The sequence below is a fragment of the Curtobacterium sp. NPDC090223 genome (genome assembly GCF_044746585.1).
Taxonomy (GTDB): Bacteria; Actinomycetota; Actinomycetes; order Actinomycetales; family Microbacteriaceae; genus Curtobacterium.
In genome coordinates this window covers 115,680-138,000 of the sequence record NZ_JBIVCN010000001.1, presented here as the reverse complement: position 1 = coordinate 138,000, position 22,321 = coordinate 115,680, and the positions used below count along the sequence as shown (strand labels likewise).

Below are 22,321 nucleotides of genomic sequence, written 5' to 3'. Positions count from 1 at the left end.
GGGGCAGTTCTGGCCCGCAGGTCACCGGGTGGAGGGCGCCTGGAGCTGGTTCGGGTCGGACTCTACGGAGGACTTCGAGGAACCCGTGTCCGACGCGCTGGACCCGCTCGTCTTCCCAGCGTCGTCCGTGGTCGACGTGCTCGTGCCGGCGTCCTTCGTCGCGTCGTCGGTGGTGCCCGTCGTCGCGCCGTTCTCCTTGCTCGTCGTCGTGTCACCCTGCTTCGCGACCAGGGGGACGTCGTCGAGCAGCGAGTTCGGGACCTGGTTCGCGGTGTTGCCGGTCGCCTCGTCCGGGGTCGCCGGCGTCGGCGTGCCGTACACCCGGCCGGTCTTCGGGTCGAGGTACACCGGCGTCGAGTTCGCGATCATCCCGAGCGCCTGGGCGTTGCGGGCCAGGTTCTGCGGCGAGTCGAGGACCCGGAGGTCCTCGGACAGGGACTGCTGCGTCCGGCTGAGCTTCGTCTGCTCGGCGGTCAGGGAGTTCAGCTGGTACGCGCCCTGGCTGAGCACCATGCTGATGCCGAGCTGCGCCAGGAGCAGCAGCCCGAGGGCCGCGACCGCGACGATCGCGTAGGCGATCCGGGGGCGTGCACGGCGCTGCGCCCGGGTCGGCGTGACCTCGACGAGCTCCGGGCGCTGCTGCTCCCGGGACGGGCGAGGCGCGCGCGACGGGGCGACGACGGGGTCGACGAGTGCGAGGTTCGTGCTCATGTCACTTCCGGATCCGCTCGGCCGCGCGGAGTCGCACGGGTGTTGCTCGGGGGTTGGCGGCGCGTTCGGCCTCGTCGGCCAGCTCGGCGCCCTTGACGACCAGGGAGAAGGTGGGGGCGTGCTCGGGCAGTTCCACCGGCAGGTCGGCCGGTGCGCTCGAGGTCGTCCGCTTGACGAGGGCGCGCTTGACGATGCGGTCCTCGAGGGACTGGTACGACTCGACGACGATCCGGCCGCCGACCGCGATCGCGTCGAGGGCTGCCGGGATCGCCCGCTCGAGGACGCTCAGCTCGGTGTTGACCTCGATGCGGAGCGCCTGGAACACCCGCTTGGCGGGGTGGCCCTGGCGCTGGATCGCCACCGGGGTCGCGTCGTGGAGCACCTGCACCAGGTCGCCCGACATCGTGAACGGGGTGGTGGCGCGGCGCTCGACGATCGCCTTCGCGTACCGGCCGGCGAGCTTCTCCTCGCCGTAGCGCTGGAAGATCCGCCGGAGTTCGGCCTCGTCGTAGTCCGCGAGGACCTCGGCCGCGGTGATGCCCTGCGTCCGGTCCATGCGCATGTCGAGCGGCGCGTCCTGGCTGTAGGCGAAGCCGCGTTCGGCCCGGTCGAGCTGGAGCGAGGAGACGCCGAGGTCGAACAGCACGCCGTCGACCTCGGTGACGCCGACTTCCTCGAGTGCCGCGTCGATCTCGTCGTAGACCGTGTGCACCAGGTGCACCCGGTCGCCGAAGCGGGCGAGCCGCTCCCCCGCGATGCCGAGCGCGTCGGTGTCGCGGTCGAGCCCGATGAGCGTCAGCTCCGGGAACCGCTCGAGCAGCCCCGCCGAGTGCCCGCCCATGCCGAGCGTCGCGTCGACGACGACCTTGCCCGGCCCTTCGAGGGTCGGCGTGAAGAGGTCGACGATGCGCTCGAGCATGACGGGGGTGTGTGGGAAGCGTTCGTCCTCTGCCATGTGCAGCCCTGCTCTTCGTGAGCCGCGGGTCCGGATCCCCATCCATACCGACCTGACACCGGGGAAGGTGCATCAGGGCGGACGGCTGGGAGTCCCGATCCGCGGATCAGAAGATGCCCGGGATCACCTCCTCGTCGTTCTCGGCGAATGCCTCTTCGGCTTCGGCGTAGTAGGCCTCCCACGCGGGGGTCGACCAGATCTCGGCACGGTCACCGCTGCCGATGACCGTGAGGTCCCGCTCGAGCCCCGCGTACTCACGGAGGTTCTGCGGGATCGTCACGCGGTTCTGCTTGTCGGGCTGCTCTGCGCTGGCCCCCGAGAGGAACAGGCGCATGTAGTCCCTGGTGCGCTTCGAGGTCATCGGCGCCTGACGGACGCGTTCGTGGATCTCCTCGAACGTCCTGGCACTGAAGACGACCACGCACCGTTCCTGCCCACGGGTCATCACGAGACCCCCGGACAGTTCGTCCCGGAACTTGGCGGGGAGGATCACGCGACCCTTCTCGTCGAGCTTCGGGGCATGGGTACCGAGCAGCACGTCGGGGCCTCCCCTCAGCTCCACCGGTTGTCGATGAGCCCCACGGTACTCCACTTCCCTCCACCAGCCCAGCAATCCGCGCCCGAAATCACCCCTGACACCCCTTTTGGGGCCCTCGCTGGCGCACGACGCGGGTCGGCGAACGCAGAACAGCCCCGGTTCCATGCGGATCCGGGGCTGCGGCGGTGTGGTGGAGCAAAGTGGAGGACTTTCGCAGCCCTCGGGGTGGCGGAGGGCCGCGCACGTGTCGAGCGGCGGGCAGCGCGCACGGCTGACCGGACGCATGCGTCCGCACGATCCGACACGGCGGAAGTCGATCGACTCGTGCGCTGTCGAACGATGCGCCCGCACACGATGCGTTCGCAGGAGTCGACACGGCACGGGTCGATCGACGTGTGCCGTGTCGAAGAAGCCCTGCGGACCGGAGCGGCGGAGCGCCGGGCGCGCCGCCGCCCGCGCACGCAGAACGGGGCCGGCCCGTGTGGGCCGACCCCGTTCAGGAGTGGTGCGTACTAGCTCGGGTCGTTCCGTTTGTCCCAGCGGTCGTTCATGCGGTCCATGAACGATCCTCCGCCGGAGGACGCGCCGCGGGGCTTGCCGGGCGACGATGCCCGCGGTGCCCCGGACGCCTTCGGCGCGCGCATGCCCGGTCGGAGCGCGAACAGCACCCCGGCGAGCATCACGACGAAGCCGAGGACTCCGATCAGGGGTTGGCGGATGACCAACCCGAGGATGACGACGGCGACTCCAGCGAGCGCGCCCAGAACCCCGAGCGTGATCGACGTGTACGTCGGACGCCCCTGTCGCCGGGTGACGCGCGCCACGAAGTCGGAGTCGTTCTGATAGAGGCTGCGCTCCATCTCTTCGAGAAGGCGCTGCTCTTGCTCCGAGAGTGGCATCTTGATTCCCTCTTGTCCCTGGGATCGACGCGTGGATTGGTGGACCGATTCTATGTCTCGGCCACCCACTAGGGTAGGGATCGTGGCTGAGAGTACGCGATTAGTGGACCTCGTCTCGGCGCGGATCGATCGGGCGCTCGACGAGCAGCGCGATCGACTCGCCGCGATCAGTCCGGACCTGGCTCCGTTCGACGAGTTCGCCCGAGACCTCCTGTCCGGCGGCAAGCGCTTCCGGGCCCTGTTCTGCTACTGGGGGTGGCAGTCCGTCGCGGGGCGTTCGGGCTCGTTCGACCCCCTCGCGGAGGGGTCGCGTCAGACCACGGCCGAAGCGGTCGTCACGGTCGCCGCCGCCCTCGAGATCTTCCACGCCGCCGCCCTCGTGCACGACGACATCATGGACCGCTCGGACACCCGCCGCGGGCGTCCGGCAGCCCACCGCCGGTTCGAGTCGATGCACCAGGACTCCGGCTGGGTCGGCGACCGTGCCCTCTACGGCACGAACTCCGCTCTGCTCCTCGGCGACGGACTGCTCTCCCTGAGCGACGCGGTCTTCGACGAGGGCCTCGCGCTCCTCGACCCCGCCAGGGCACGGATCGTCCGCCAGGAGTTCCACGCGATGCGCCTCGACGTGACCGCCGGGCAGTACCTCGACATCCACGAGGAGACGGTGTGGCCGACCGTGGACGAGAGCGAGCACCTGCTCCGTGCGCAGCGCGTCGTGGTCTTCAAGTCCGCGAAGTACTCGGTCGAGGCACCGCTCGTCATCGGCGCCCTCGTCGCCGGCGCGTCCGAGTCGCAGCTCGAGGGGCTCCGCGCCTTCGGTCTGCCCCTCGGCGTCGCCTACCAGCTGCGCGACGACATGCTCGGCGTGTTCGGGGACCCCGAGGTGACGGGCAAGCCCGCGGGTGACGACCTCCGGGAGGGCAAGCGCACCGTCCTCATCGCCACCGCCCGCAAGGCGCTGCCCGGTGGTTCGCGGGCGCTCCTCGACGAGCTGCTCGGCGACCCGGACCTGGACGAGGCCCAGGTGCAGATGCTCCGGGCGACCCTGACCGAGTCCGGCGCGGTGACCGCGGTGGAGCGCTCGATCGACCGGCACGTGCAGCGCGCGAAGGCGGCGCTGGACGCCGCTCCGCTCACGCCGTCGGCGCGGGAGCAGCTCGCGTCGCTCGCCGAGACGGTCAGCCGCCGCGTCGCGTAGAAACGACAGCAGAGGGACAGGAGGCCCGGTGCCAGCTGGCACCGGGCCTCCTGTCCGTCGCTCGGTCGCGACCAGGACGTCGGGCCGGACCCGACGGGGCGGCCGCGGCTAGAGCAGGGACTGGGCGATGCGGCGCACCTCGGCCTTGCGGCCGGCGCGCAGCGCGTTGATCGGCGAGTCGCCGATCGCGTCCTCGACGGCGAGCATCCAGCGGACCGCCTCGTCGTCGGTGAACCCGTTGTCGCCGAGCACGACGAGCGTGCCGCGCAGTTCGGGCAGCGGCTCGCCCTCGTCGAGGAACTCGCTCGGGACCCGCAGCACGCCGCCGATGCGCGCGGGCAGCAGGGTGCGCTGCTCGAACAGGCGGTGGACGCGGCCGGGGCTCACGCCGAGCAGGTCGACGAGGTCCGGGACCGTCAGCCAGCGTTCGGAAAGGGACATGTCATCCGTGGGTGTGGCACTCACACGCCCATGTTGCCAGAGGGACGGCCGAACGGAATCCACACTCGAGTCACATTCGTCACACGCATCACATCCGACTCTCTGGTTGACTTGCGATTCACGACATGCCAGCGTGGAGCCACCTGTGAGTGCGCGCCCGCGTGCGCACGGCTCACCCGGAGACAGGAGCACCACGTGGACACCGCAGCAGACGACCACGCTCGACGCCAACGATCCGCCCGCTTCGCGACCATGCCGATCGTCCTGGCCGGCACCATCGCCGTGACCGCCGGACTCACCGGCCCCGTCGCCCACGCCGAGCCGCGTCACGAGGACGACGGCGCGAACAACAAGCGCCACGTCGACCAGGACCACAACGTCGGGCACCGGTCGGTGTTCGGCACCGCGGTCGCCCGACCCACGCAGACGACCGTCACCACGGTCGCCGCCGTCCGCACGGCCCCGACCACGTACACCGTGCAGCAGGGCGACACCGTGTCGGGCATCGCCGCCCGGTACGGCCTCTCCGCGCAGGAGATCCTGGTGCGCAACGGCCTCGGCTGGAACACGATCATCCACCCCGGGCAGACGCTGCACCTGGCGTCGACGCCCGCGGTGTCGACCGCCGGCACCACGACGTCGACCACGTCGAGCTACCACGTGAAGTCGGGCGACACGATCTCGGGCATCGCGGCCCGCGTGGGCGTGTCGACCTCGGCGCTGCTCGGCGCGAACAAGCTCTCGCTCGCGAGCGTCATCTACCCGGGCCAGTCGCTCACGGTGCCGAAGGCCGGAGCGGCTGCTGCCACGGTCGCGCCCGCCGCTGCCACGACCGCGGCCACCCCGTCCTCCTCGACATCGTCGTCGTCCTCGAAGGGGTCGGTCACGATCCGCAGTGGCGAGACCATCGCGACGATCGCCGCCGCGCACGGGGTGTCCGTCTCGGCACTCCTCTCCGCGAACGGCCTGACCTACACGAGCACGATCTACGCCGGCAAGACGCTCGTCCTGCCCACCACCGGACCCTCGCTGTCCGCCGAGCAGCGTCAGAACGCCGAGACCATCGTCAGCGTCGGTCGGTCGCTCGGGGTGCCGGACCGCGGACTCGTCATCGCACTGGCCGCCGCGATGCAGGAGTCGAGCCTGCGGAACCTGTCGCACGGCGACCGGGACTCGGTCGGGCTGTTCCAGCAGCGGCCGAGCCAGGGCTGGGGCACCGCGGCGCAGCTGCAGGACCCGACCTACGCCGCCAAGCTGTTCTTCGGCGGCAAGCACAACCCGAACAAGGGCACGACCTCGGGGCTCCTGGACGTCCCCGGCTGGTCGACGAAGAGCGTGGCCGACGCCGCGCAGGCCGTCCAGCGTTCCGCGTACCCGAAGGCGTACGCCCAGTGGGAGAAGTCCGCGACCGCCTGGCTGGCGACGCTCTGAGCGCTGCGCGCACCCGGGGCCGCCACGGACTCGACCTCATCCCTGAGATCGAGATTGCATCACGACCGGTGCGCCGATGCGCCGTCGTGCAGTCCCGATTCGTAGAATGCCGCCGATGACCACGAACGCCGCCACGGATCCGATGATCGGTCGCATGATCGATCAGCGGTACCGCGTCCGCTCCCGCATCGCGCGCGGAGGCATGGCGACCGTGTACCTCGCGACCGACGTCAGACTCGAGCGCCGGGTCGCGATCAAGATCATGCACGGCCACCTCGCCGACGACGAGGCCTTTCGTGAGCGCTTCATCCAAGAGGCACGTTCGGCCGCGCGGCTGTCCCACCCGAACCTCGTCGGCGTCTACGACCAGGGCGCGGAGGGCGACACCGCCTACATCGTCATGGAGTACATCCCGGGCATCACGCTGCGGGACCTGCTGCAGGAGCACCGCGCCCTGACGCCGGAGCAGGCGACGGACATCCTCCGCGCCGTGCTCGCCGGCCTGGCGTCCGCGCACCGCGCGGGCATCGTGCACCGTGACCTCAAGCCCGAGAACGTCCTGCTCGCCGACGACGGCCGCATCAAGCTCGGCGACTTCGGCCTGGCGCGCGCCTCGACGCAGAACACCGCGACCGGGGCCGCGCTCCTCGGCACGATCGCGTACCTCTCCCCCGAGCTCGTCACGCGCGGTGCCGCCGACTCCCGGAGCGACATCTACGCCGTCGGCATCATGCTCTACGAGATGCTCACCGGCGAGCAGCCCTACAAGGGCGAGCAGCCGATGCAGATCGCCTACCAGCACGCCAACGACACCGTGCCGATGCCGAGCGCGGCCACGCCGGGCGTGCCGGCCGAGCTCGACGAACTCGTCGCGTGGTCGACCGCCCGCGACCCCGACGACCGGCCGCGCGACGCCCGCGAGATGCTCGAGCACATCAACGGCAACCAGCAGCGGGCGACCGGGCAGTACCGGACCGCGGTGCTGCGGCCCGAGAACGCCACCGCGATCCTGCCGGCCGGCGCACCGGGCCCGGACGCCACCGACGCGACCGCGGTGATCGGCTCGCGCACGGACGCCGCACCGGAACCGGGTCGGGGCAGCACGGGCCCGACCGGTGGCCGCGGGCGCAACGCCCCCGGTCCCCGCCGCACCGGCCAAGCACCCGGCGCGCTCTCCCCCGCCGCGCAGCGCCTGGCCGACAAGTCCACCAAGCGCCGGAAGCGCGGCTGGATCGCGCTCGTCGTGGTCGTCGCGCTCATCCTGGCCGGCGCCGGCTTCGGCTGGTACTTCGGTCCGGGTCCCGGCGGCAACGTCCGGATCCCCCAGGTCGCCGGCAAGTCCGTCTCCCAGGCCCGGCAGATGCTCGAGGCCGAGGGGCTCCAGGCGGCCGCGAAGACCCGTGCGCGCTTCGACGCGGTCGTCGCGAAGGGCCAGGTGTCCGCCACCGCCCCCGCCGCCGCACGTGAGGTCCGCAAGGGCACGTCCGTGCAGATCCTGGTCTCCGACGGCCCGAAGATGATCACGCTCCCCGCGATCGTCGGGCAGTCGGTGTCCACCGCGCAGGCGGCCCTCGACGACGACTTCGACCTGCAGGACCCGCGGTACCAGTTCTCCGACGAGGTCGCCAAGGACACCGTCATCGCGGCCACCGGGCGGGACACCGACGGCAACGCGGTCGACCTGACGAAGGTGCAGACCTACGGCGAACGGGGCCCGGTCACCCTGACCGTGTCCCTCGGCGCCGTGCCGGACGTCACCGGGAAGACCGCTGCGGACGCGAAGGCAGCCCTCGAGGCCGTCGAGCTCACCGTCGGTGCCCAGGACGAGCAGTACAGCGAGGACGTCCCCGAGGGGCAGGTCATCTCCGCGAAGGCCGAGGCCGACCCCGCAGTGCAGGGCACCGCGATCGACCTCGTCGTGTCGAAGGGCCCGGCGCCGATCACGCTGCCGGACGTGCAGGGCAAGACACTGAACCAAGCCACCTCGACGCTGGAGAACCTCGGGCTGAAGGTGTCCTACCCGGACTGCAAGAACGTGCTGTGCAGCTTCTACGACTGGAAGTCGACGCTGCCCGTCACCTCGACGGACCCCGGCGCGAACGCCACCGTCCACCGGGGCGACACCATCACGCTGGCCTACGACCAGTAGCGCGCGCGGGGCGGCAGCGCGCCCACGCACCGGTCGCGGAAAGCGACAGTGCGGCGCGGGCGCGCACGTCACCACCGTCGCTGCCGCACCACTTGCGACGGATGCGACAGCGCGCAGGCGGATGCGCGGCGCAGACGGCCGCACGCTGTCGCAATCGGCGCGTGCGGCGCCGGGCGACGAAAGCGACAGCGTGCGGCGCGGTGCGCGCGACTAGCGCGCGGTGTGCGGGTGCGCGCTGAGCTCCTCGGCGACGAGGAACGCGAGCTCGAGCGACTGCATGTGGTTGAGCCGCGGGTCGCAGAGCGACTCGTAGCGGGTCGCGAGGGTGGCCTCGTCGATCTGCTCCGACCCGCCGAGGCACTCGGTGACGTCGTCACCGGTGAGCTCGACGTGCATGCCGCCCGGGTACGTGCCGGCCTCGCGGTGGACCTCGAAGAAGCCGAGGACCTCGTCCACGACGTCGTCGAACCGACGGGTCTTGTAGCCCGTCGGGGTGGTCAGGCCGTTGCCGTGCATCGGGTCGGTGACCCAGAGCGGGTTCGCGTCCATGCCCTTGATCGCCTCGAGGAGCTTCGGGAGCTCGTCGCGGATCTTGCCGGCGCCCATGCGGGTGATGAACGTCAGGCGGCCGGGCTCGCGGTTCGGGTCGAGCTTCTCGATGAGGGCTTCCATGTCGGCGACCGTGGTGGTCGGGCCGAGCTTGACCCCGATCGGGTTGCGGACGCGGGACAGGAAGTCCACGTGGGCGCCGGCCAGGTCGCGGGTGCGCTCCCCGATCCAGATGAAGTGCCCCGAGGTGTCGTAGGCCTGGCCGGAGCGCGAGTCGATCCGCGTCATCGGGCGCTCGTAGTCCATGAGCAGGCCCTCGTGCGAGGCGTAGAACTCGACGTGCTTCAGCTCGTCGAAGTCCGCGCCGCAGGCGTCCATGAAGCGGATCGCGCGGTCGATCTCCTTCGCGAGGTGCTCGTACCGGGCGTTCGCGGGGTTGGACGCGAAGCCCTTGTTCCACGAGTGCACCTGGCGGAGGTCGGCGAAGCCGCCCTGGGTGAAGGCCCGCACGAGGTTCAGCGTGGAGGCCGCCGTGTGGTACCCCTGCACGAGGCGACGGGGGTCGGCCGCGCGGCTCTCCGGCGTGAAGTCGTAGCCGTTCACGATGTCACCGCGGTAGGCGGGCAGCGTGACGTCGCCGCGGGTCTCGAAGTCGCTCGAGCGGGGCTTGGCGAACTGCCCGGCCATGCGGCCCATCTTCACGATCGGCATGGACGCGCCGTACGTCAGCACGACGGCCATCTGCAGGATCGTCTTCACGCGGTCGCGGATGGAGTCGGCGGTCGCACCGGCGAAGGTCTCGGCGCAGTCACCGCCCTGCAGCAGGAACGCCTTGCCCTGCGCGGCCGCGGCGAGGCGGTCGCGGAGCTGGTCGACCTCTCCCGCGAAGACGAGCGGCGGCAGCGTGGCGATCTCCGCGGAGGCGGCTTCGGCGGCGGCCTGGTCCGGCCAGCTCGGCTGCTGCTTGATCGGGAGCGTCCGCCAGTAGTCGAGGCCCTCGATCACGTCCGGATCCTGCAGGGCGACGAAGTCGGTCGACTCGGACAAGGCTGTACCTCTTGGTTCTGCGATGGTGGCTGTTCCGGCCGGGTGCCGGGACCATCAGAGCCTAACGTGCAGGCGTGCCCGCGCGTTCCCGCATGACCTTCTCGCGCGCCGTGCTCGCGCGCTCCTTGACGCTCGTCGCGTACACGTCCTCGTACTCCTGGCGGCTGAGGCCGGCGAGCTCGTGCATGACCTCGTCGGTGACGCTGCGCAGGATGAAGCGGTCCGTCTCGAACCCCTCGAAGCGGGAGAAGTCGAGCGGCTTGCCGAACACGACGCCGACGCGCTTGAACTTCGGGATGCGCTGCCCGATCTGCTGCACTTCCCTGGTGCCGACCATCGCGACGGGGACCACGACGACGCGGCCCTCGAGGATCATCCGCGCGATGCCGGTGCGACCGCGGTAGAGCTTGCCGTCCGGGCTCCTGGTGCCCTCGGGGTAGATGCCGAGCTGCTCGCCGCGCGCCAGGACCTGCAGGCCGGTGCGGAGCGAGGCCTCCGAGGCCTTGCCGCCGGAGCGGTCGATCGGCAGCTGCCCGATCGCGTTGAAGAACGTCTTCGTGGCCCAGCCCTTGAGCCCGCGGCCGGTGAAGTAGTCGCTCTTCGCGAGGAACGACATCCGGCGGTCGAGCACGGCGGGCAGGATCACCGAGTCGATGAACGACACGTGGTTCGACGCGAAGATGACCGGCCCCGAGGTCGGCACGTGCTCACGCCCCACCACCCACGGCCGGAACAGCGTGAGGATGAGCGGGCCGAGCAGGAAGTTCTTCAGCAGCCAGTAGAGCATCGTCGACTCCGTATCGGGTGAGGCGTGAGGCGTGCGGCGTCGGTCGTCAGGCGGTGCGGGCGTGGATCCGCGCGAGGTCGGCCGCGCCGACGACACCGGCGTCGTTGACGAGCTCGGCGATCACGAACTCCGGCTCCGGGTGGTACCCGCGGGCCGGCAGGTTGTTGAGGTACGCCTGACGGATCGGGTCGAGCAGGCGCTCCCCCGCGCTGGCGACGCCGCCGCCGAACACGAAGAGCTGCGGGTCGAGCACCGCGGAGAGCGAGGCGCAGGCCTCGCCGAGGTGCCGCCCGAGGCGACGGAGCGCCGCGAGGGCACCGGGGTCGTCGGCGAGGATGAGGTCCCCGACGATCGCGCCGTCGAGCTGGCCGCCGTTGTCGTCGCGGGCTTGGGCCAGCGCGACGCCGATGCCGCCGGCGTCGGCGACGTCGTTGGCCATGCGCTGCAGGGCACGGCCGGAGCCGTACTGCTCGATGCAGCCGCGGGCGCCGCAGCCGCAGGGCAGGCCGTTCGGGACGATGCGCAGGTGACCGATCTCACCACCGGTGCCGAAGCCGCCGCGGAACAGCCGGTCCTCGGTGACGATCGCGCCCCCGACGCCGGTGCCGATCGTGAGCATGGTCATGTCGGACACGAGCCGTCCGGCGCCGAAGCGGAACTCCGCCCAGCCGGCCGCGTTGGCGTCGTTGTCCACCGTGATGTGCAGGTCGCCGAGGCGCTCCTGCAGCTTCTGGCGCAGGGGCTCGTTCCGCCACCGGATGTTCGGCGTGTAGTAGACGATCGACTGTGAGGCGTCGATGAACCCCGGCGCGGCGACGCCGACGGCGCCCACGTCGTGGCCGTCGCGGAGTCGCGAGACCATCGCGACGACGTCGTCCAGCATGGCGTTCGGGTCCGCAGCGTTCGTGGCGACGCGGTCCTCGGCGAGGATCTCGCCCAGTTCCGTGACGACCGCTCCCGCGATCTTGGTGCCCCCGATGTCGATTCCGATGGCGTGCACGAGGACCGAGCCTACCGGTTCGGTACCCACGCACCGAACGCGCGCGCGGTGCGTACTCATCGAACGCGCGACGTCGAGCCCTATGCTGGAAGCAGAGTCGTCAACATGAGACGAACTCGTCATCGAACCGGTCGACAAGGGAGTTGCCGTGAACGATCAGCGACCCGCACCAACCAGCGAGTCCCAGCCAGCCACGACGCCGCCCGTCGCGCCCGACCACGGCTCCGCCGCCCGGCTGCTCTCGGACCGTGCGCGCCTGACGCCGGATCGCCCGATCCTCAGCGAGCGTCACGGCGACACGTGGACGACCATCAGCGCGCTCGACGTCGAACGTCGCGTGCGCGGGATCGCGAAGGGCCTGGTCGCCGCGGGCCTCGAACCCGGCGCGCACGTCGCGATCCTGTCCAGGACCCGCCTGGAGTGGACCCTGGTGGACTTCGCCATCTGGACCGCGGGGCTGGTGTCGGTCCCGGTCTACGAGACGAGCTCCCCCGACCAGATCCGGCACATCCTCAGCGACTCCGAGGCCGTCGCGATCGTGGTCGAGCAAGAGGAGCACGCACGCCGGGTCGCCGGCATCGCCGCCGATCTGCCGCACTTGGGGCAGCACTGGACGATCGACGGCGGCGGCCTCGACGACCTGACCCGGCTCGGCGAGGACGTCACCGACGACGACCTCGACGCCCGCACCGCCGCCGTGCACGGCCACGACGACGCCACGATCATCTACACGTCGGGCACGACCGGCCGGCCGAAGGGCTGCGTGCTCCGGCACGACAACTTCACCGCGACGGTCGAGGGCTCCACCGAGGCGATGTCCGAGATCATCGCCGGGGACGCCTCCACGCTGCTCTTCATCCCGATGGCGCACGTGTTCGCCCGGTTCATCGCCGCGATGTCGATCTCCGCCGGTGTCCTGGTGGGCCACGAACCGGACACGAAGGACCTCATGAAGGCCGTGTCGACCTTCAAGCCGAGCTTCCTGCTCGCGGTCCCCCGCGTCTTCGAGAAGATCTACAACTCGGCCGAGCAGAAGGCCGACCTCGGCGGCAAGGGCAGGATCTTCCGGGCAGCGGCCGCCACCGCGGTCGCGCACTCCGAGGCCGTCGCCGCCGCGCGGGTGCCGCTCACCCTCGCACTGAAGTACAAGCTGTTCGACCGACTCGTGTACGCGAAGCTCCGGGACGCGATCGGCGGCCGGGTCCGGTACGCGATCAGCGGCTCGGCACCGCTCTCCCCGCGGCTGTCGCACTTCTTCCGGTCGATCGGGGTGCTCATCCTCGAGGGCTACGGCCTCACCGAGACCACCGCGCCCGCCACGGTGAACCGTGCCGCCGAGCTCCGCATCGGATCGGTGGGCCGCGCGCTCCCCGGCGTCGAGATCCGGATTGCCGAGGACGACGAGATCCTGATCCGCGGCGTCGACGTCTTCGACCGCTACTGGAACAACCCCGAGGCCACCGACAGGGCGTTCGCCGACGGCTGGTTCCGCACCGGCGACCTCGGCCGGCTCGACGCCGACGGCATCCTCACCGTCACCGGCCGCGCCAAGGAGCTCATCGTCACCGCGAGCGGCAAGAACGTCGCACCAGCACCGCTCGAGGACGGCGTCCGCGAGCACCCGCTCATCGGCCAGGTGGTCGTCGTCGGCGAGGGCAAGCCGTTCGTCGCCGCCCTCGTCACGCTCGACCGCGAGATGCTGCCCGGCTGGTGCGAGTCACGCGGCATCACGCCGGCGCTCTCCGCGCACGAGGCCGCCTACGACGAGCGCGTCCTGGCCGTCGTGCAGGAGGCGATCGACACCGCGAACAGCCGGGTCTCCCGTGCCGAGTCGGTGCGGTCGTTCACGATCCTCGACACCGAGCTGACCGAGGCGTCGGGGCACCTCACCCCCAAGCTGACCATCAAGCGGTCGGTGATCCTGCGGGACTTCGCCGCGGACATCGCGCACATCTACGCGGGATCGAAGGTCCAGACCACGGCGACGCCGGTGGTGGAGGGTCGCCGCCGCAAGTAGGCGGCGGGCGCCGGACGGAACCAGTCTGGAGGCCCGGCGCCGGTCCGTCGGACCGGCACCGGGCCTCCAGTCGGTCCAGACCAGGTCGGCTGCGTCCGCCGCGTCGCGGACGCACCACGCGCTCAGACGGTGCGGTTGTCCGGCGCGTCCGTGGGCTCGAGCACGGCCGTCGACGAGGTCGTCGTGGCGACCGGCTCGGGGCGGCGGTTCGTGCGGGTGCGGTGCGAGCTGAGCTCGTCGTTCTGGGGTGCCATCGTGCGTCCTGGAGGTGTGGGAAACCGTGTCGGTGGGAGGCCGACCGGGATACGGTACCTCTTCGTCAGGACATGGCGACAATCCCGCGTCCGGGTGTCACCCCGACGGGTGCGTTCCGCGCTCAGCCGACCCGCACGGAACGGCAGCCGAGGAGCGGGTTCGTGCTGCCGGCGCCGACGTTGATGCCGTACGCACAGAGCTTGTGCGTGCCGGCGGCCAGCGTGACGACCTTGGAGTACCCGGTGTTCGCGGGCGCCGTCGGGTGTGCCCGCTGGACGTCACCGCGCGGCAGGCTCGTCGTGACGCGACCGAGGCTCCGCGAACCCGATGTCTGGTCGTAGAACGCGACCGAGATCGGTGCCGTGGTGTCCCGGTCCCAGGCCCATCCGGTCAGGGACGCGCCGCCCGCGACCGGCGTCGCCGACTCGAGCGAACCGGCCGGGTCGTGCGACGCCCCCGCAGCGACCGCGACGTTCCGGCACTGACCGAGCAGGGGGTTCGACGACCCCGCGCCGGTGTTCAGTCCGTACGCGCAGATCTTGTGGGTACCGGCGGTGAGCGGCACGGTCAACGACCATCCGCTCGTCGCGGGCGCGGACGGGTACGCCCGCTGCACGTCGGGTCGCGCGACGGACGTCGTGACCGTCCCGATGGACCGCGAGCCCGAGGTCGCGTCGTACACCCGCACCTGGGTGCCCGCGGTGGCGTCCGGGTCGAACGCCCACCCGGTCATCGTCACGCCGTCGGCGTTCCCGGAAGCGCCGTCGAAGCGGCCCTTCGGGTCGTGCGAGGTGTCCGCCTTCATCACGATCGCGGCGTTCGCGTAGGCGGTCGCGGCGCTGCCGTCCGGGTGGTGCAGGGTGACCTGCACGTTGTACTTGCCGGCGGGCAGCGTGCCGAGACGGAACGGCACGCTGTTGGCCCCCTTCGCGACCGCGACGCCGGTGGCGATGCGCGTGTAGCCGCTGCCCCCGGGTGCGGCGGTCCCGACGGCCACGTCGGCGGTCGTGCCCTGCACCCAGGCGTTGTCGTGGAACGTCACGTTCGTCGCACCGGTGGCCGTCGGGTCGGCGCGGAGGTGCACCGAGCGCAGGTGCCAGGTCGCCTGGCCCGGGTCCTCGTTCGGGTCGAAGCGCAGGCCGGTGATCGTCCGGCCGGCCCAGCCCGCCTTCGGGGCGAGGGCCTTCTCGTCCAGGGGGTTCGACGCGGTCATGTCGAGCGAGACCTCGGACTGGTTGCCGGAGGTGTACGTCAGGACGTCGTTGCCGATCTGCGGCGTCCCGGTGCCCGACACGTTCCAGATCACACGCGCCAGCTTCCCGCCGCCGGACGAACTGCCGAGGTCGAAGCGGCCGTCGTACTGCATGTCGAACTGGACGTAGTGGTAGGTGCTGCCGGAGAACGAGGACACCGGCAGGTGCACCTGCGGATCGTTCTGCTTCGGCGCGGCGTTGCGGGCGTTGATGCCCTTCGCATCGCGGGACGTCACCTTCGTGTTCGAGAACGTCACCTTCGCCGTCGCCGCCGCGGAACTGAAGTTCCAGGGGCGCCCGGCCTGTGCGGTCGCCAGGTCCTGCCCCTGCGTCTGGTTCGGGGAGTCCACCACCAGCTGCGGCTTCGGGGTGACGGTGTAGCCGCTGTAGGTCCCGGCGGGCATGCCGGCGTGCGGGTGCGTGGCGTCCGGCGCGGCGTGCAGCCGGACCCAGTCGATGCTCGCGGTCTTGCCGGTGTTGCCCTCACTGGAGGCCAGCACGACCGGGTCGAGCCGGAAGACGACCTTCTTGGCGGACTTCCACGGCACCTTCGCCAGCAGGTTCGACTTCGCCGTCAGGTCGAAGTCGTAGACGTGCGGGCCCTGCACGATCGGGAAGCTGAAGCCACCACCGCAGGCCGAGGTCTGCTCGCGGCACGTGAACCAGTAGACGGCGCCGATGTGCTTCGTCAGGGGCTGGTCCATCGAGAACGTTAGGTGCGTGTACTTCGCCGGGTCGACCGGCTGCCGTGCGCCGTCCCGGCCGAACGGCAGGCTGCCGGAGATCGAGTGGACCAGGAACAGGCGGTTGCCGGTCGCGAGCGACACCTTGAGGGCACCGCCGGAGACGGTCGCCGCGGTGTGCGAGAAGTCGGTGTTGAAGTCCGAGGAGTTCGAGAAGTCCCACGCGTCGCCGTAGACGTCGGTGGCGTAGTCGGCCGCCTCCGACTCGGTGGTCGCGGCGGACGCGGGGGCCGCCGGCGTGATCGCGACGAGCCCCACCGCCGCTGCGACCACCGCCATCGTCACCGCTGCGGCCGCACGGATTCCCCTGCGCTGTCGTTCCATCGTCTGCCCCTGATCCTGTCGTCGTCGTGACGAGTCCGGTGATCGGCGGCGTCGCGACGAGCCCTGGTCGTCGGCGTCGCCGTGGACCCCGCTGGTCTCGCGGCGTCGCGACGAACCTACGTGGTCGGAGCAGCCGTGCCGAGCCCCATGACGGGGGTCGGAACGTCGGGAACGCGCTCCTGTGGTTGCGGTGAGCCTACGTCGGCCAGCGCCGGCGTGTCCGCCGTTGTCCACTCGGCGTCGGTCAGTGGAACCAGTCCTGGGCGCGGATGTCGCGGAGGGCCTGGCGGCGCGTCTCCGGGGCGAGGGTCATCACGTACACGGTGCCGTCCAGGTGGTCGACCTCGTGCTGCAGGGCTTCGGCCATCAGCCCGGTGCCCTCCACCACGACCTCGTTGCCGTCGACGTCGACGCCACGGACCTTGGCGTACGGGTACCTGCTGGTCGGGTAGGCCAGGCCGGGAACCGAGAGGCAGCCCTCGTCCATCAGCTCGGGCTCACCGGAGACCTCGACGACCTCCGGGTTGAGGACGTACCCGACCTCGCCGTCGACGTTGTACGAGAACGCGCGGAGGCCGACGCCGATCTGCGGCGCGGCGACCCCGGCGCGACCGGGCTCCTTGACGGTGTCGATGAGGTCCTGCACGAGGTCCCGGATCCCGTTCGACCCGAGGGCGGTCGGGGCGATCGGGTCGGCGGTCGAACGGAGGACGGGGTCGCCGAAGAGGCGGATGGGACGGACGGTCACGTTACTGCAGCACCACCAGGAGGTCTCCGGCGTCCACCTGCTGGGTCACCGGGATCGCGAGTCGGCCGACGACACCCGCGACGGGTGCCGTGATGGCCGCTTCCATCTTCATCGCCTCGATGCTCGCCACGGCCTGCCCGGCCTCGACGGAGTCACCGACGGCGACCTTGAGCGTCACGACGCCGGAGAACGGCGCCGCCACGTGCTTCGGGTCGGTCTTGTCCGCCTTCTCGGCGGCCTTGGTCTCGACCTGGATCGAACGGTCACGGACCGCCACCGGACGGAGCTGCCCGTTCAGGGTCGTCATCACCGTGCGGATGCCGCGCTCGTCGGCTTCACCGATCGCCTCGAGCCCGACGAGCAGGTGCACGCCCTTGCCGAGCGGCACGACGTGCTCCTCGCCGGGGCGGAGGCCGTAGAGGTAGTCCACCGTCGACACGACCGAAAGGTCGCCGTACTCGTCGCGGACCTGCTGGAACTGCTGCGTCGGACCCGCGAACAGGAGCCGGTTGAGGGCCTGCTTGCGGTCGTCTCCCGGCGTGGCCAGGGCAGCGCGTTCGTGGTCGGGCACCGGGGTGATCGTCGGGACGATGTCGCGCCCCGCGAGGACCTTCGACCGGAAGGGCTCGGGCCAGCCACCGGGGAGCTCCCCCAGCTCGCCGGCCATGAAGCCGATGACGGAGTCCGGGATGTCGTACTTCTGCGGGTTCTGCTCGAAGTCGACCGGGTCGGCGTCGACCGCTGCGAGCTGCAGCGCGAGGTCGCCGACGACCTTCGAGGACGGCGTGACCTTGGTCGGCCGCCCGAGGATCCGGTTCGCCTCGGCGTACCAGTCCTCGACCTGCTCGAAGCGGTCGCCGAGCCCGAGCGCGATCGCCTGCTGGCGGAGGTTCGAGAGCTGCCCGCCGGGGATCTCGTGCTTGTACACGCGGCCCGTCGGCCCGGCGAGACCGGACTCGAACGGCGCGTACGCACGGCGTACGGCCTCCCAGTAGGGCTCCAGGTCGCCGACGGCGGCGAGGGAGATGCCGGTGTCCCGCTCGGTGTGCGCGAGGGCCGCGACGAGCGCGGACATGCTCGGCTGGCTGGTGGTGCCGGCCATCGGGGCCGCGGCGACGTCGACGGCGTCCGCTCCGGCCCGCGCTGCCGCGAGGAGGGTCGCGAGCTGGCCGCCGGCGGTGTCGTGGGTGTGCACGTGCACCGGCTGGTCGAAGCGTTCCCGGAGCGCGGTGACGAGCTGCTCGGCGGCGCTCGCGCGGAGCAGGCCCGCCATGTCCTTGATGCCGATGACGTGGGCGCCGGCCTCGACCATCTGCTCCGCCAGGCGGAGGTAGTAGTCGAGCGTGTAGAGGTCCTCGGCGGGGTCCAGCAGGTCGCCGGAGTAGCAGAGTGCGGCCTCGGCGACGGCGGTGCCGGTGGCCAGCACGGCCTCGAGTGCCGGGCGGAGCTGGCTGACGTCGTTGAGGGCGTCGAACACGCGGAACACGTCGACACCGGTGGCGGCTGCCTCGGCGACGAACGCGTCGGTCACCTCGGTCGGGTAGGGCGTGTACCCGACGGTGTTGCGCCCGCGGAGGAGCATCTGGATGGGGATGTTCGGCATCGCCGCGCGCAGGGACGCCAGGCGCTCCCACGGGTCCTCGCCGAGGAAGCGGAGCGCGACGTCGTAGGTCGCACCGCCCCATGCCTCGACGCTCAGCAGCTCCGGGGTGAGCCGGGCGACGTACGGGGCGACCGCGACGAGGTCCTTGCTGCGGACCCGGGTGGCGAGGAGCGACTGGTGGGCGTCGCGCATCGTCGTCTCGGTGACGGCGAGGGCGGTCTGCTCGCGGAGCGCCTTCGCCCAGGCCGCCGGCCCGACCTCGAGCAGCAGGTCGCGCTGGCCGGTCGGCACGGGCCGGGTGACGTCCAGGCGCGGGAGCTTCAGCGCCGGGTCGACGATCTGCGCACCCGGTTCGCCGTTCGGCTTGTTCACCGTGACGTCGGCCAGCCAGTTCACGACCTTCGTGCCGCGGTCCTTCGAGACGTGGCCGCTGAAGAGCTGCGGACGCTCCTCGATGAAGGCGGTGGAGACGTCACCGCGGGCGAAGTCCGGGTCCTCGAGCACGGCCTGCAGGAACGGGATGTTCGTGCTGACCCCGCGGATGCGGAACTCCGCGAGGGCGCGCTTGGCCCGCTGCACGGCGGACGGGAAGTCACGGCCGCGGCAGGTCATCTTCGCGAGCATCGAGTCGAAGTGCGGGCTGATCTGGGCGCCGGTCGCCACGGTGCCGCCGTCGAGCCGGACCCCGGCGCCACCCGGGCTGCGGTACGTCGTGATGCGGCCGGTGTCCGGGCGGAAGCCCTGCGTCGGGTCCTCGGTCGTGATGCGGGTCTGGAGCGCGGCCCCGTGCACGGCGACCGTGTCCTGCGAGAGCCCGAGGTCGGCCAGGGTCTCCCCCGCGGCGACGCGCATCTGGGACTGCACGAGGTCGACGTCCGTCACCTCTTCGGTGACGGTGTGCTCGACCTGGATGCGCGGGTTCATCTCGATGAAGACGTGCTGGCCGGCACGCTCGCCGACGGTGTCGAGGAGGAACTCCACCGTGCCGGCGTTCACGTAGCCGATCGAGCGGGCGAAGGCCACGGCGTCGCGGTGCAGCGCCGCGGCGATCGCGGGGTCCAGGTTCGGTGCCGGGGCGATCTCGACGACCTTCTGGTTGCGGCGCTGCACGGAGCAGTCCCGCTCGAAGAGGTGGATCGTGCCCGCGTCGGTGCCGGTGGCGTCGGCGAGGATCTGGACCTCGATGTGGCGCGGGCGGAGCACGGCCTGCTCGAGGAACATCGTCGGGTCGCCGAACGCGCTGTCGGCTTCGCGCATCGCTTCCTCGAGTGCTGCACGGAGTTCGGCCTTGGTCTCGACGCGCCGCATGCCACGGCCGCCACCACCGGCGACGGCCTTCGCGAAGACCGGGAAGCCGACGGCGTCCGCACCCGCGATGAGCTCGTCGATGTCGCGGCTGGCCGGCGTGCTCGCGAGGACCGGGACGCCGGCCGCGATCGCGTGCTCCTTCGCGGTGACCTTGTTGCCCGCCATCTCCAGGACGTGCTCGCCCGGGCCGATGAACGTGATGCCGTTCGCGGCGGCCGCTGCGGCGAGGTCCGGGTTCTCCGACAGGAAGCCGTACCCGGGGTAGATGGCGTCGGCGCCGGACTCCAGCGCGACACGGATGATCTCCGACACGTCGAGGTACGCCCGGACCGGGTGCCCCCGCTCGCCGATCAGGTAGGCCTCGTCCGCCTTGAGACGATGCAGGGAGTTGCGGTCCTCGTAGGGGTAGACGGCGACGGTGCCCGCGCCGAGCTCGTACGCCGCACGGAAGGCACGGATCGCGATCTCGCCACGGTTGGCGACCAGGATCTTGCGGAACACGCGGGCCCTTTCAGCGCTGGGTCAGGTGGGACAACCCTACTGGCGGTAACGTTGCTCAACGTGCATGTACTCAGCGTGAGCTCTCTCAAGGGCGGTGTCGGCAAGACGACGGTCACACTCGGTCTGACCTCGGCCGCGTTCGCCAAGGGCCTGCGAACGCTGGTCGTCGACCTCGACCCGCAGTCCGACGTCTCCACCGGCCTCGACATCAACATCGCCGGACACCTCAACGTGGCCGACGTGCTCGAGAACCCGAAGGAGAAGATCGTCCGCCAGGCCATCGCGCCGTCCGGCTGGACGAAGGGCTCGCAGGGCAAGATCGACGTCATGGTCGGCTCGCCCTCCGCCATCAACTTCGACGGCCCGCACCCCTCCATCCGGGACATCTGGAAGCTCGAAGAGGCCCTGGCCAACGTCGAGCAGGACTACGAGCTCGTGCTCATCGACTGCGCGCCGTCGCTCAACGCCCTGACCCGCACCGCGTGGGCGGCATCCGACCGCGTGACGGTCGTCACCGAGCCCGGCCTCTTCTCCGTGGCGGCTGCCGACCGTGCACTCCGCGCGATCGAGGAGATCCGTCGCGGGCTCTCCCCCCGCCTGCAGCCGCTCGGCATCATCGTGAACCGTGCTCGTGTGCAGTCGCTCGAGCACCAGTTCCGCATCAAGGAACTCCGCGACATGTTCGGCCCGCTCGTGCTCTCCCCGCAGCTGCCCGAGCGCACCTCGCTGCAGCAGGCCCAGGGTGCGGCGAAGCCCCTGCACGTGTGGCCCGGCGAGTCCGCACAGGAGATGGCGCGCAACTTCGACCAGCTGCTCGAGCGCATCATGCGCACGGGCAAGATCGGCCCCTACGCCGACGGCGCTCCCGCCGAGTAGCGGACACCGGTCGAGCGACAGGCCCCCTGGCGGCGACGCCGGGGGTCTCGCGCGTCCGGGGCCGCGCGCGTCTCGCTGAGATCGCACTCCGGGTCGGTCAGCACAGCCCGAGGCGACAGTGAGTGCGATCTCACGGCTGTCTGGGGTGCGGACGCGGCGCGTCAGCGCGCGCGGCGCGTCCGCGCGCGCGGCGCGTCCGCGCGCGCGGCGCGTCAGCGCGCGCGGCGCGTCAGCGCGCGCGGCGCGTCAGGACGCGCGCGTCGCGCGGCGCGCCGCGAGCTCGTCGGCCGGGTCGGCCGCGGGCGTCGCGTCGAGCTCGACGAGCGAGCTCTCGACCTCGCGCAGGACCTTGCCGACCGCGATGCCGAACACGCCCTGCCCGCGGGACACCAGGTCGATGACCTCGTCGTCGGAGGTGCACAGGTACACCGAGGCACCGTCGGACATCAGGGTGGTCTGGGCGAGGTCCGAGACGCCGGACTCACGGAGCTGGTTCACCGCGGTGCGGATCTGCTGGAGCGAGATCCCGGTGTCGAGCAGGCGCTTCACGAGCTTGAGCACCAGGATGTCCCGGAAGCCGTAGAGCCGCTGCGACCCCGAGCCCGCGGCCCCACGGATCGTCGGCTCGACGAGCTCGGTGCGTGCCCAGTAGTCGAGCTGGCGGTAGCTGATGCCGGCTGCCTTCGCGGCGACGGTGCCGCGGTAGCCGTTCTGCTCGTCGTGCTCGGGCAGACCGTCGGTGAAGAGCAACCCGAGGTCGTACCGCGTCATGTCTGACGGGGTACCGGGGGTTTCGTTCCCACTCATTGGACTGCCTTCCAGGACGATCGAGCCCTCACCCGAAGCTTCAACGACGGGTTGAGAGTTGTGCCGAGGTCCACGGTAGCGACTCCGACGGCTCCGACGCGGTACATCCGACTCGGCGCGTCCGGCGTGTCGAGGATACGCCCGTCCACCGACGGAACGACAGGCCCAGCGGAGACCG

At 71.2% G+C, this 22,321-nt stretch carries 18 protein-coding genes; 5 read left to right on the top strand and 13 right to left on the bottom strand.

The genetic code is table 11. From position 1 onward, the window contains the following. Positions 1–21: 21 nt before the first annotated feature. The 4 genes from ACIPJY_RS00620 to ACIPJY_RS00605 form a co-directional block, all read right to left on the bottom strand. Positions 22–711, bottom strand: a complete 690-nt coding sequence (locus ACIPJY_RS00620; RefSeq protein ID WP_400460629.1) for a hypothetical protein — start codon at positions 709–711, stop codon at positions 22–24. Between the two features lies 1 nt (position 712). Continuing rightward, a complete protein-coding gene (rsmH, locus tag ACIPJY_RS00615; RefSeq protein WP_400460631.1) occupies positions 713–1,666 on the bottom strand; it encodes a 16S rRNA (cytosine(1402)-N(4))-methyltransferase RsmH in 954 nt (317 codons plus the stop codon). A gap of 106 nt (positions 1,667–1,772) precedes the next feature. After that, a complete protein-coding gene (gene mraZ, locus ACIPJY_RS00610) occupies positions 1,773–2,204 on the bottom strand; it encodes a division/cell wall cluster transcriptional repressor MraZ (protein WP_400460901.1) in 432 nt (143 codons plus the stop codon). 512 nt (positions 2,205–2,716) lie between these two features. Next, entirely contained in the window at positions 2,717–3,103 is a 387-nt protein-coding gene (locus ACIPJY_RS00605) for a DUF3040 domain-containing protein (protein ID WP_400460633.1), read from the bottom strand. 82 nt (positions 3,104–3,185) lie between these two features. On the opposite strand from ACIPJY_RS00605, the gene ACIPJY_RS00600 reads away from it, so the two are divergent. Then, on the top strand, positions 3,186–4,304 hold the full coding sequence (locus ACIPJY_RS00600; RefSeq protein ID WP_400460635.1) for a polyprenyl synthetase family protein: 1,119 nt from the start codon (positions 3,186–3,188) through the stop codon (positions 4,302–4,304). A 108-nt stretch (positions 4,305–4,412) separates the two neighbouring features. Here the strand turns inward: ACIPJY_RS00600 and ACIPJY_RS00595 are convergent, their stop codons facing one another. Then, positions 4,413–4,745, bottom strand: coding sequence for an Rv2175c family DNA-binding protein (locus ACIPJY_RS00595; RefSeq protein WP_400460637.1), 333 nt, complete (start codon positions 4,743–4,745; stop codon positions 4,413–4,415). Between the two features lie 195 nt (positions 4,746–4,940). On the opposite strand from ACIPJY_RS00595, the gene ACIPJY_RS00590 reads away from it, so the two are divergent. Both ACIPJY_RS00590 and pknB read left to right on the top strand, forming a co-directional pair. Beyond that, positions 4,941–6,176 carry a LysM peptidoglycan-binding domain-containing protein gene (locus ACIPJY_RS00590; RefSeq protein WP_400460638.1) on the top strand — a complete coding sequence of 412 codons (1,236 nt, stop codon included), beginning with the start codon at positions 4,941–4,943 and terminating at the stop codon, positions 6,174–6,176. Positions 6,177–6,291: 115 nt separating this feature from the next. After that, the gene (pknB, locus tag ACIPJY_RS00585) at positions 6,292–8,325 is read left to right on the top strand and encodes a Stk1 family PASTA domain-containing Ser/Thr kinase (protein WP_400460640.1); all 2,034 of its coding nucleotides are present in this window, start codon (positions 6,292–6,294) and stop codon (positions 8,323–8,325) included. A gap of 210 nt (positions 8,326–8,535) precedes the next feature. Here pknB and ACIPJY_RS00580 read toward each other — a convergent pair whose 3' ends face one another. The 3 genes from ACIPJY_RS00580 to ACIPJY_RS00570 all read right to left on the bottom strand — a co-directional run bounded on the left by ACIPJY_RS00580 (position 8,536) and on the right by ACIPJY_RS00570 (position 11,708). Further along, positions 8,536–9,879, bottom strand: a complete 1,344-nt coding sequence (locus ACIPJY_RS00580) for a class II 3-deoxy-7-phosphoheptulonate synthase (RefSeq protein WP_400460903.1) — start codon at positions 9,877–9,879, stop codon at positions 8,536–8,538. Positions 9,880–9,982: 103 nt separating this feature from the next. After that, a complete protein-coding gene (locus ACIPJY_RS00575) occupies positions 9,983–10,708 on the bottom strand; it encodes a lysophospholipid acyltransferase family protein (protein ID WP_400460642.1) in 726 nt (241 codons plus the stop codon). 46 nt (positions 10,709–10,754) lie between these two features. Further along, positions 10,755–11,708 carry an ROK family glucokinase gene (locus ACIPJY_RS00570; protein ID WP_400460644.1) on the bottom strand — a complete coding sequence of 318 codons (954 nt, stop codon included), beginning with the start codon at positions 11,706–11,708 and terminating at the stop codon, positions 10,755–10,757. A 148-nt stretch (positions 11,709–11,856) separates the two neighbouring features. Between ACIPJY_RS00570 and ACIPJY_RS00565 the strand changes: the two genes are divergently transcribed. Further along, complete coding sequence (locus ACIPJY_RS00565; protein ID WP_400460646.1) at positions 11,857–13,725, top strand: AMP-dependent synthetase/ligase; 1,869 nt, start codon at positions 11,857–11,859, stop codon at positions 13,723–13,725. A gap of 122 nt (positions 13,726–13,847) precedes the next feature. Here the strand turns inward: ACIPJY_RS00565 and ACIPJY_RS00560 are convergent, their stop codons facing one another. The 4 genes from ACIPJY_RS00560 to ACIPJY_RS00545 form a co-directional block, all read right to left on the bottom strand. After that, positions 13,848–13,979: a hypothetical protein gene (locus tag ACIPJY_RS00560; RefSeq protein ID WP_260235675.1), complete on the bottom strand. Its 132-nt coding sequence runs from the start codon at positions 13,977–13,979 to the stop codon at positions 13,848–13,850. A gap of 122 nt (positions 13,980–14,101) precedes the next feature. Further along, positions 14,102–16,300, bottom strand: coding sequence for a hypothetical protein (locus ACIPJY_RS00555; RefSeq protein ID WP_400460648.1), 2,199 nt, complete (start codon positions 16,298–16,300; stop codon positions 14,102–14,104). 244 nt (positions 16,301–16,544) lie between these two features. Continuing rightward, positions 16,545–17,048: a peptide deformylase gene (locus ACIPJY_RS00550; RefSeq protein ID WP_400460650.1), complete on the bottom strand. Its 504-nt coding sequence runs from the start codon at positions 17,046–17,048 to the stop codon at positions 16,545–16,547. A 1-nt stretch (position 17,049) separates the two neighbouring features. Next, a complete protein-coding gene (locus tag ACIPJY_RS00545; RefSeq protein WP_400460652.1) occupies positions 17,050–20,460 on the bottom strand; it encodes a pyruvate carboxylase in 3,411 nt (1,136 codons plus the stop codon). A 60-nt stretch (positions 20,461–20,520) separates the two neighbouring features. On the opposite strand from ACIPJY_RS00545, the gene ACIPJY_RS00540 reads away from it, so the two are divergent. Next, on the top strand, positions 20,521–21,336 hold the full coding sequence (locus ACIPJY_RS00540; RefSeq protein WP_400460654.1) for a ParA family protein: 816 nt from the start codon (positions 20,521–20,523) through the stop codon (positions 21,334–21,336). Positions 21,337–21,582: 246 nt separating this feature from the next. Here ACIPJY_RS00540 and ACIPJY_RS00535 read toward each other — a convergent pair whose 3' ends face one another. Beyond that, positions 21,583–22,107 carry a MerR family transcriptional regulator gene (locus ACIPJY_RS00535; protein WP_395868411.1) on the bottom strand — a complete coding sequence of 175 codons (525 nt, stop codon included), beginning with the start codon at positions 22,105–22,107 and terminating at the stop codon, positions 21,583–21,585. Between the last annotated feature and the right edge of the window lie 214 nt (positions 22,108–22,321).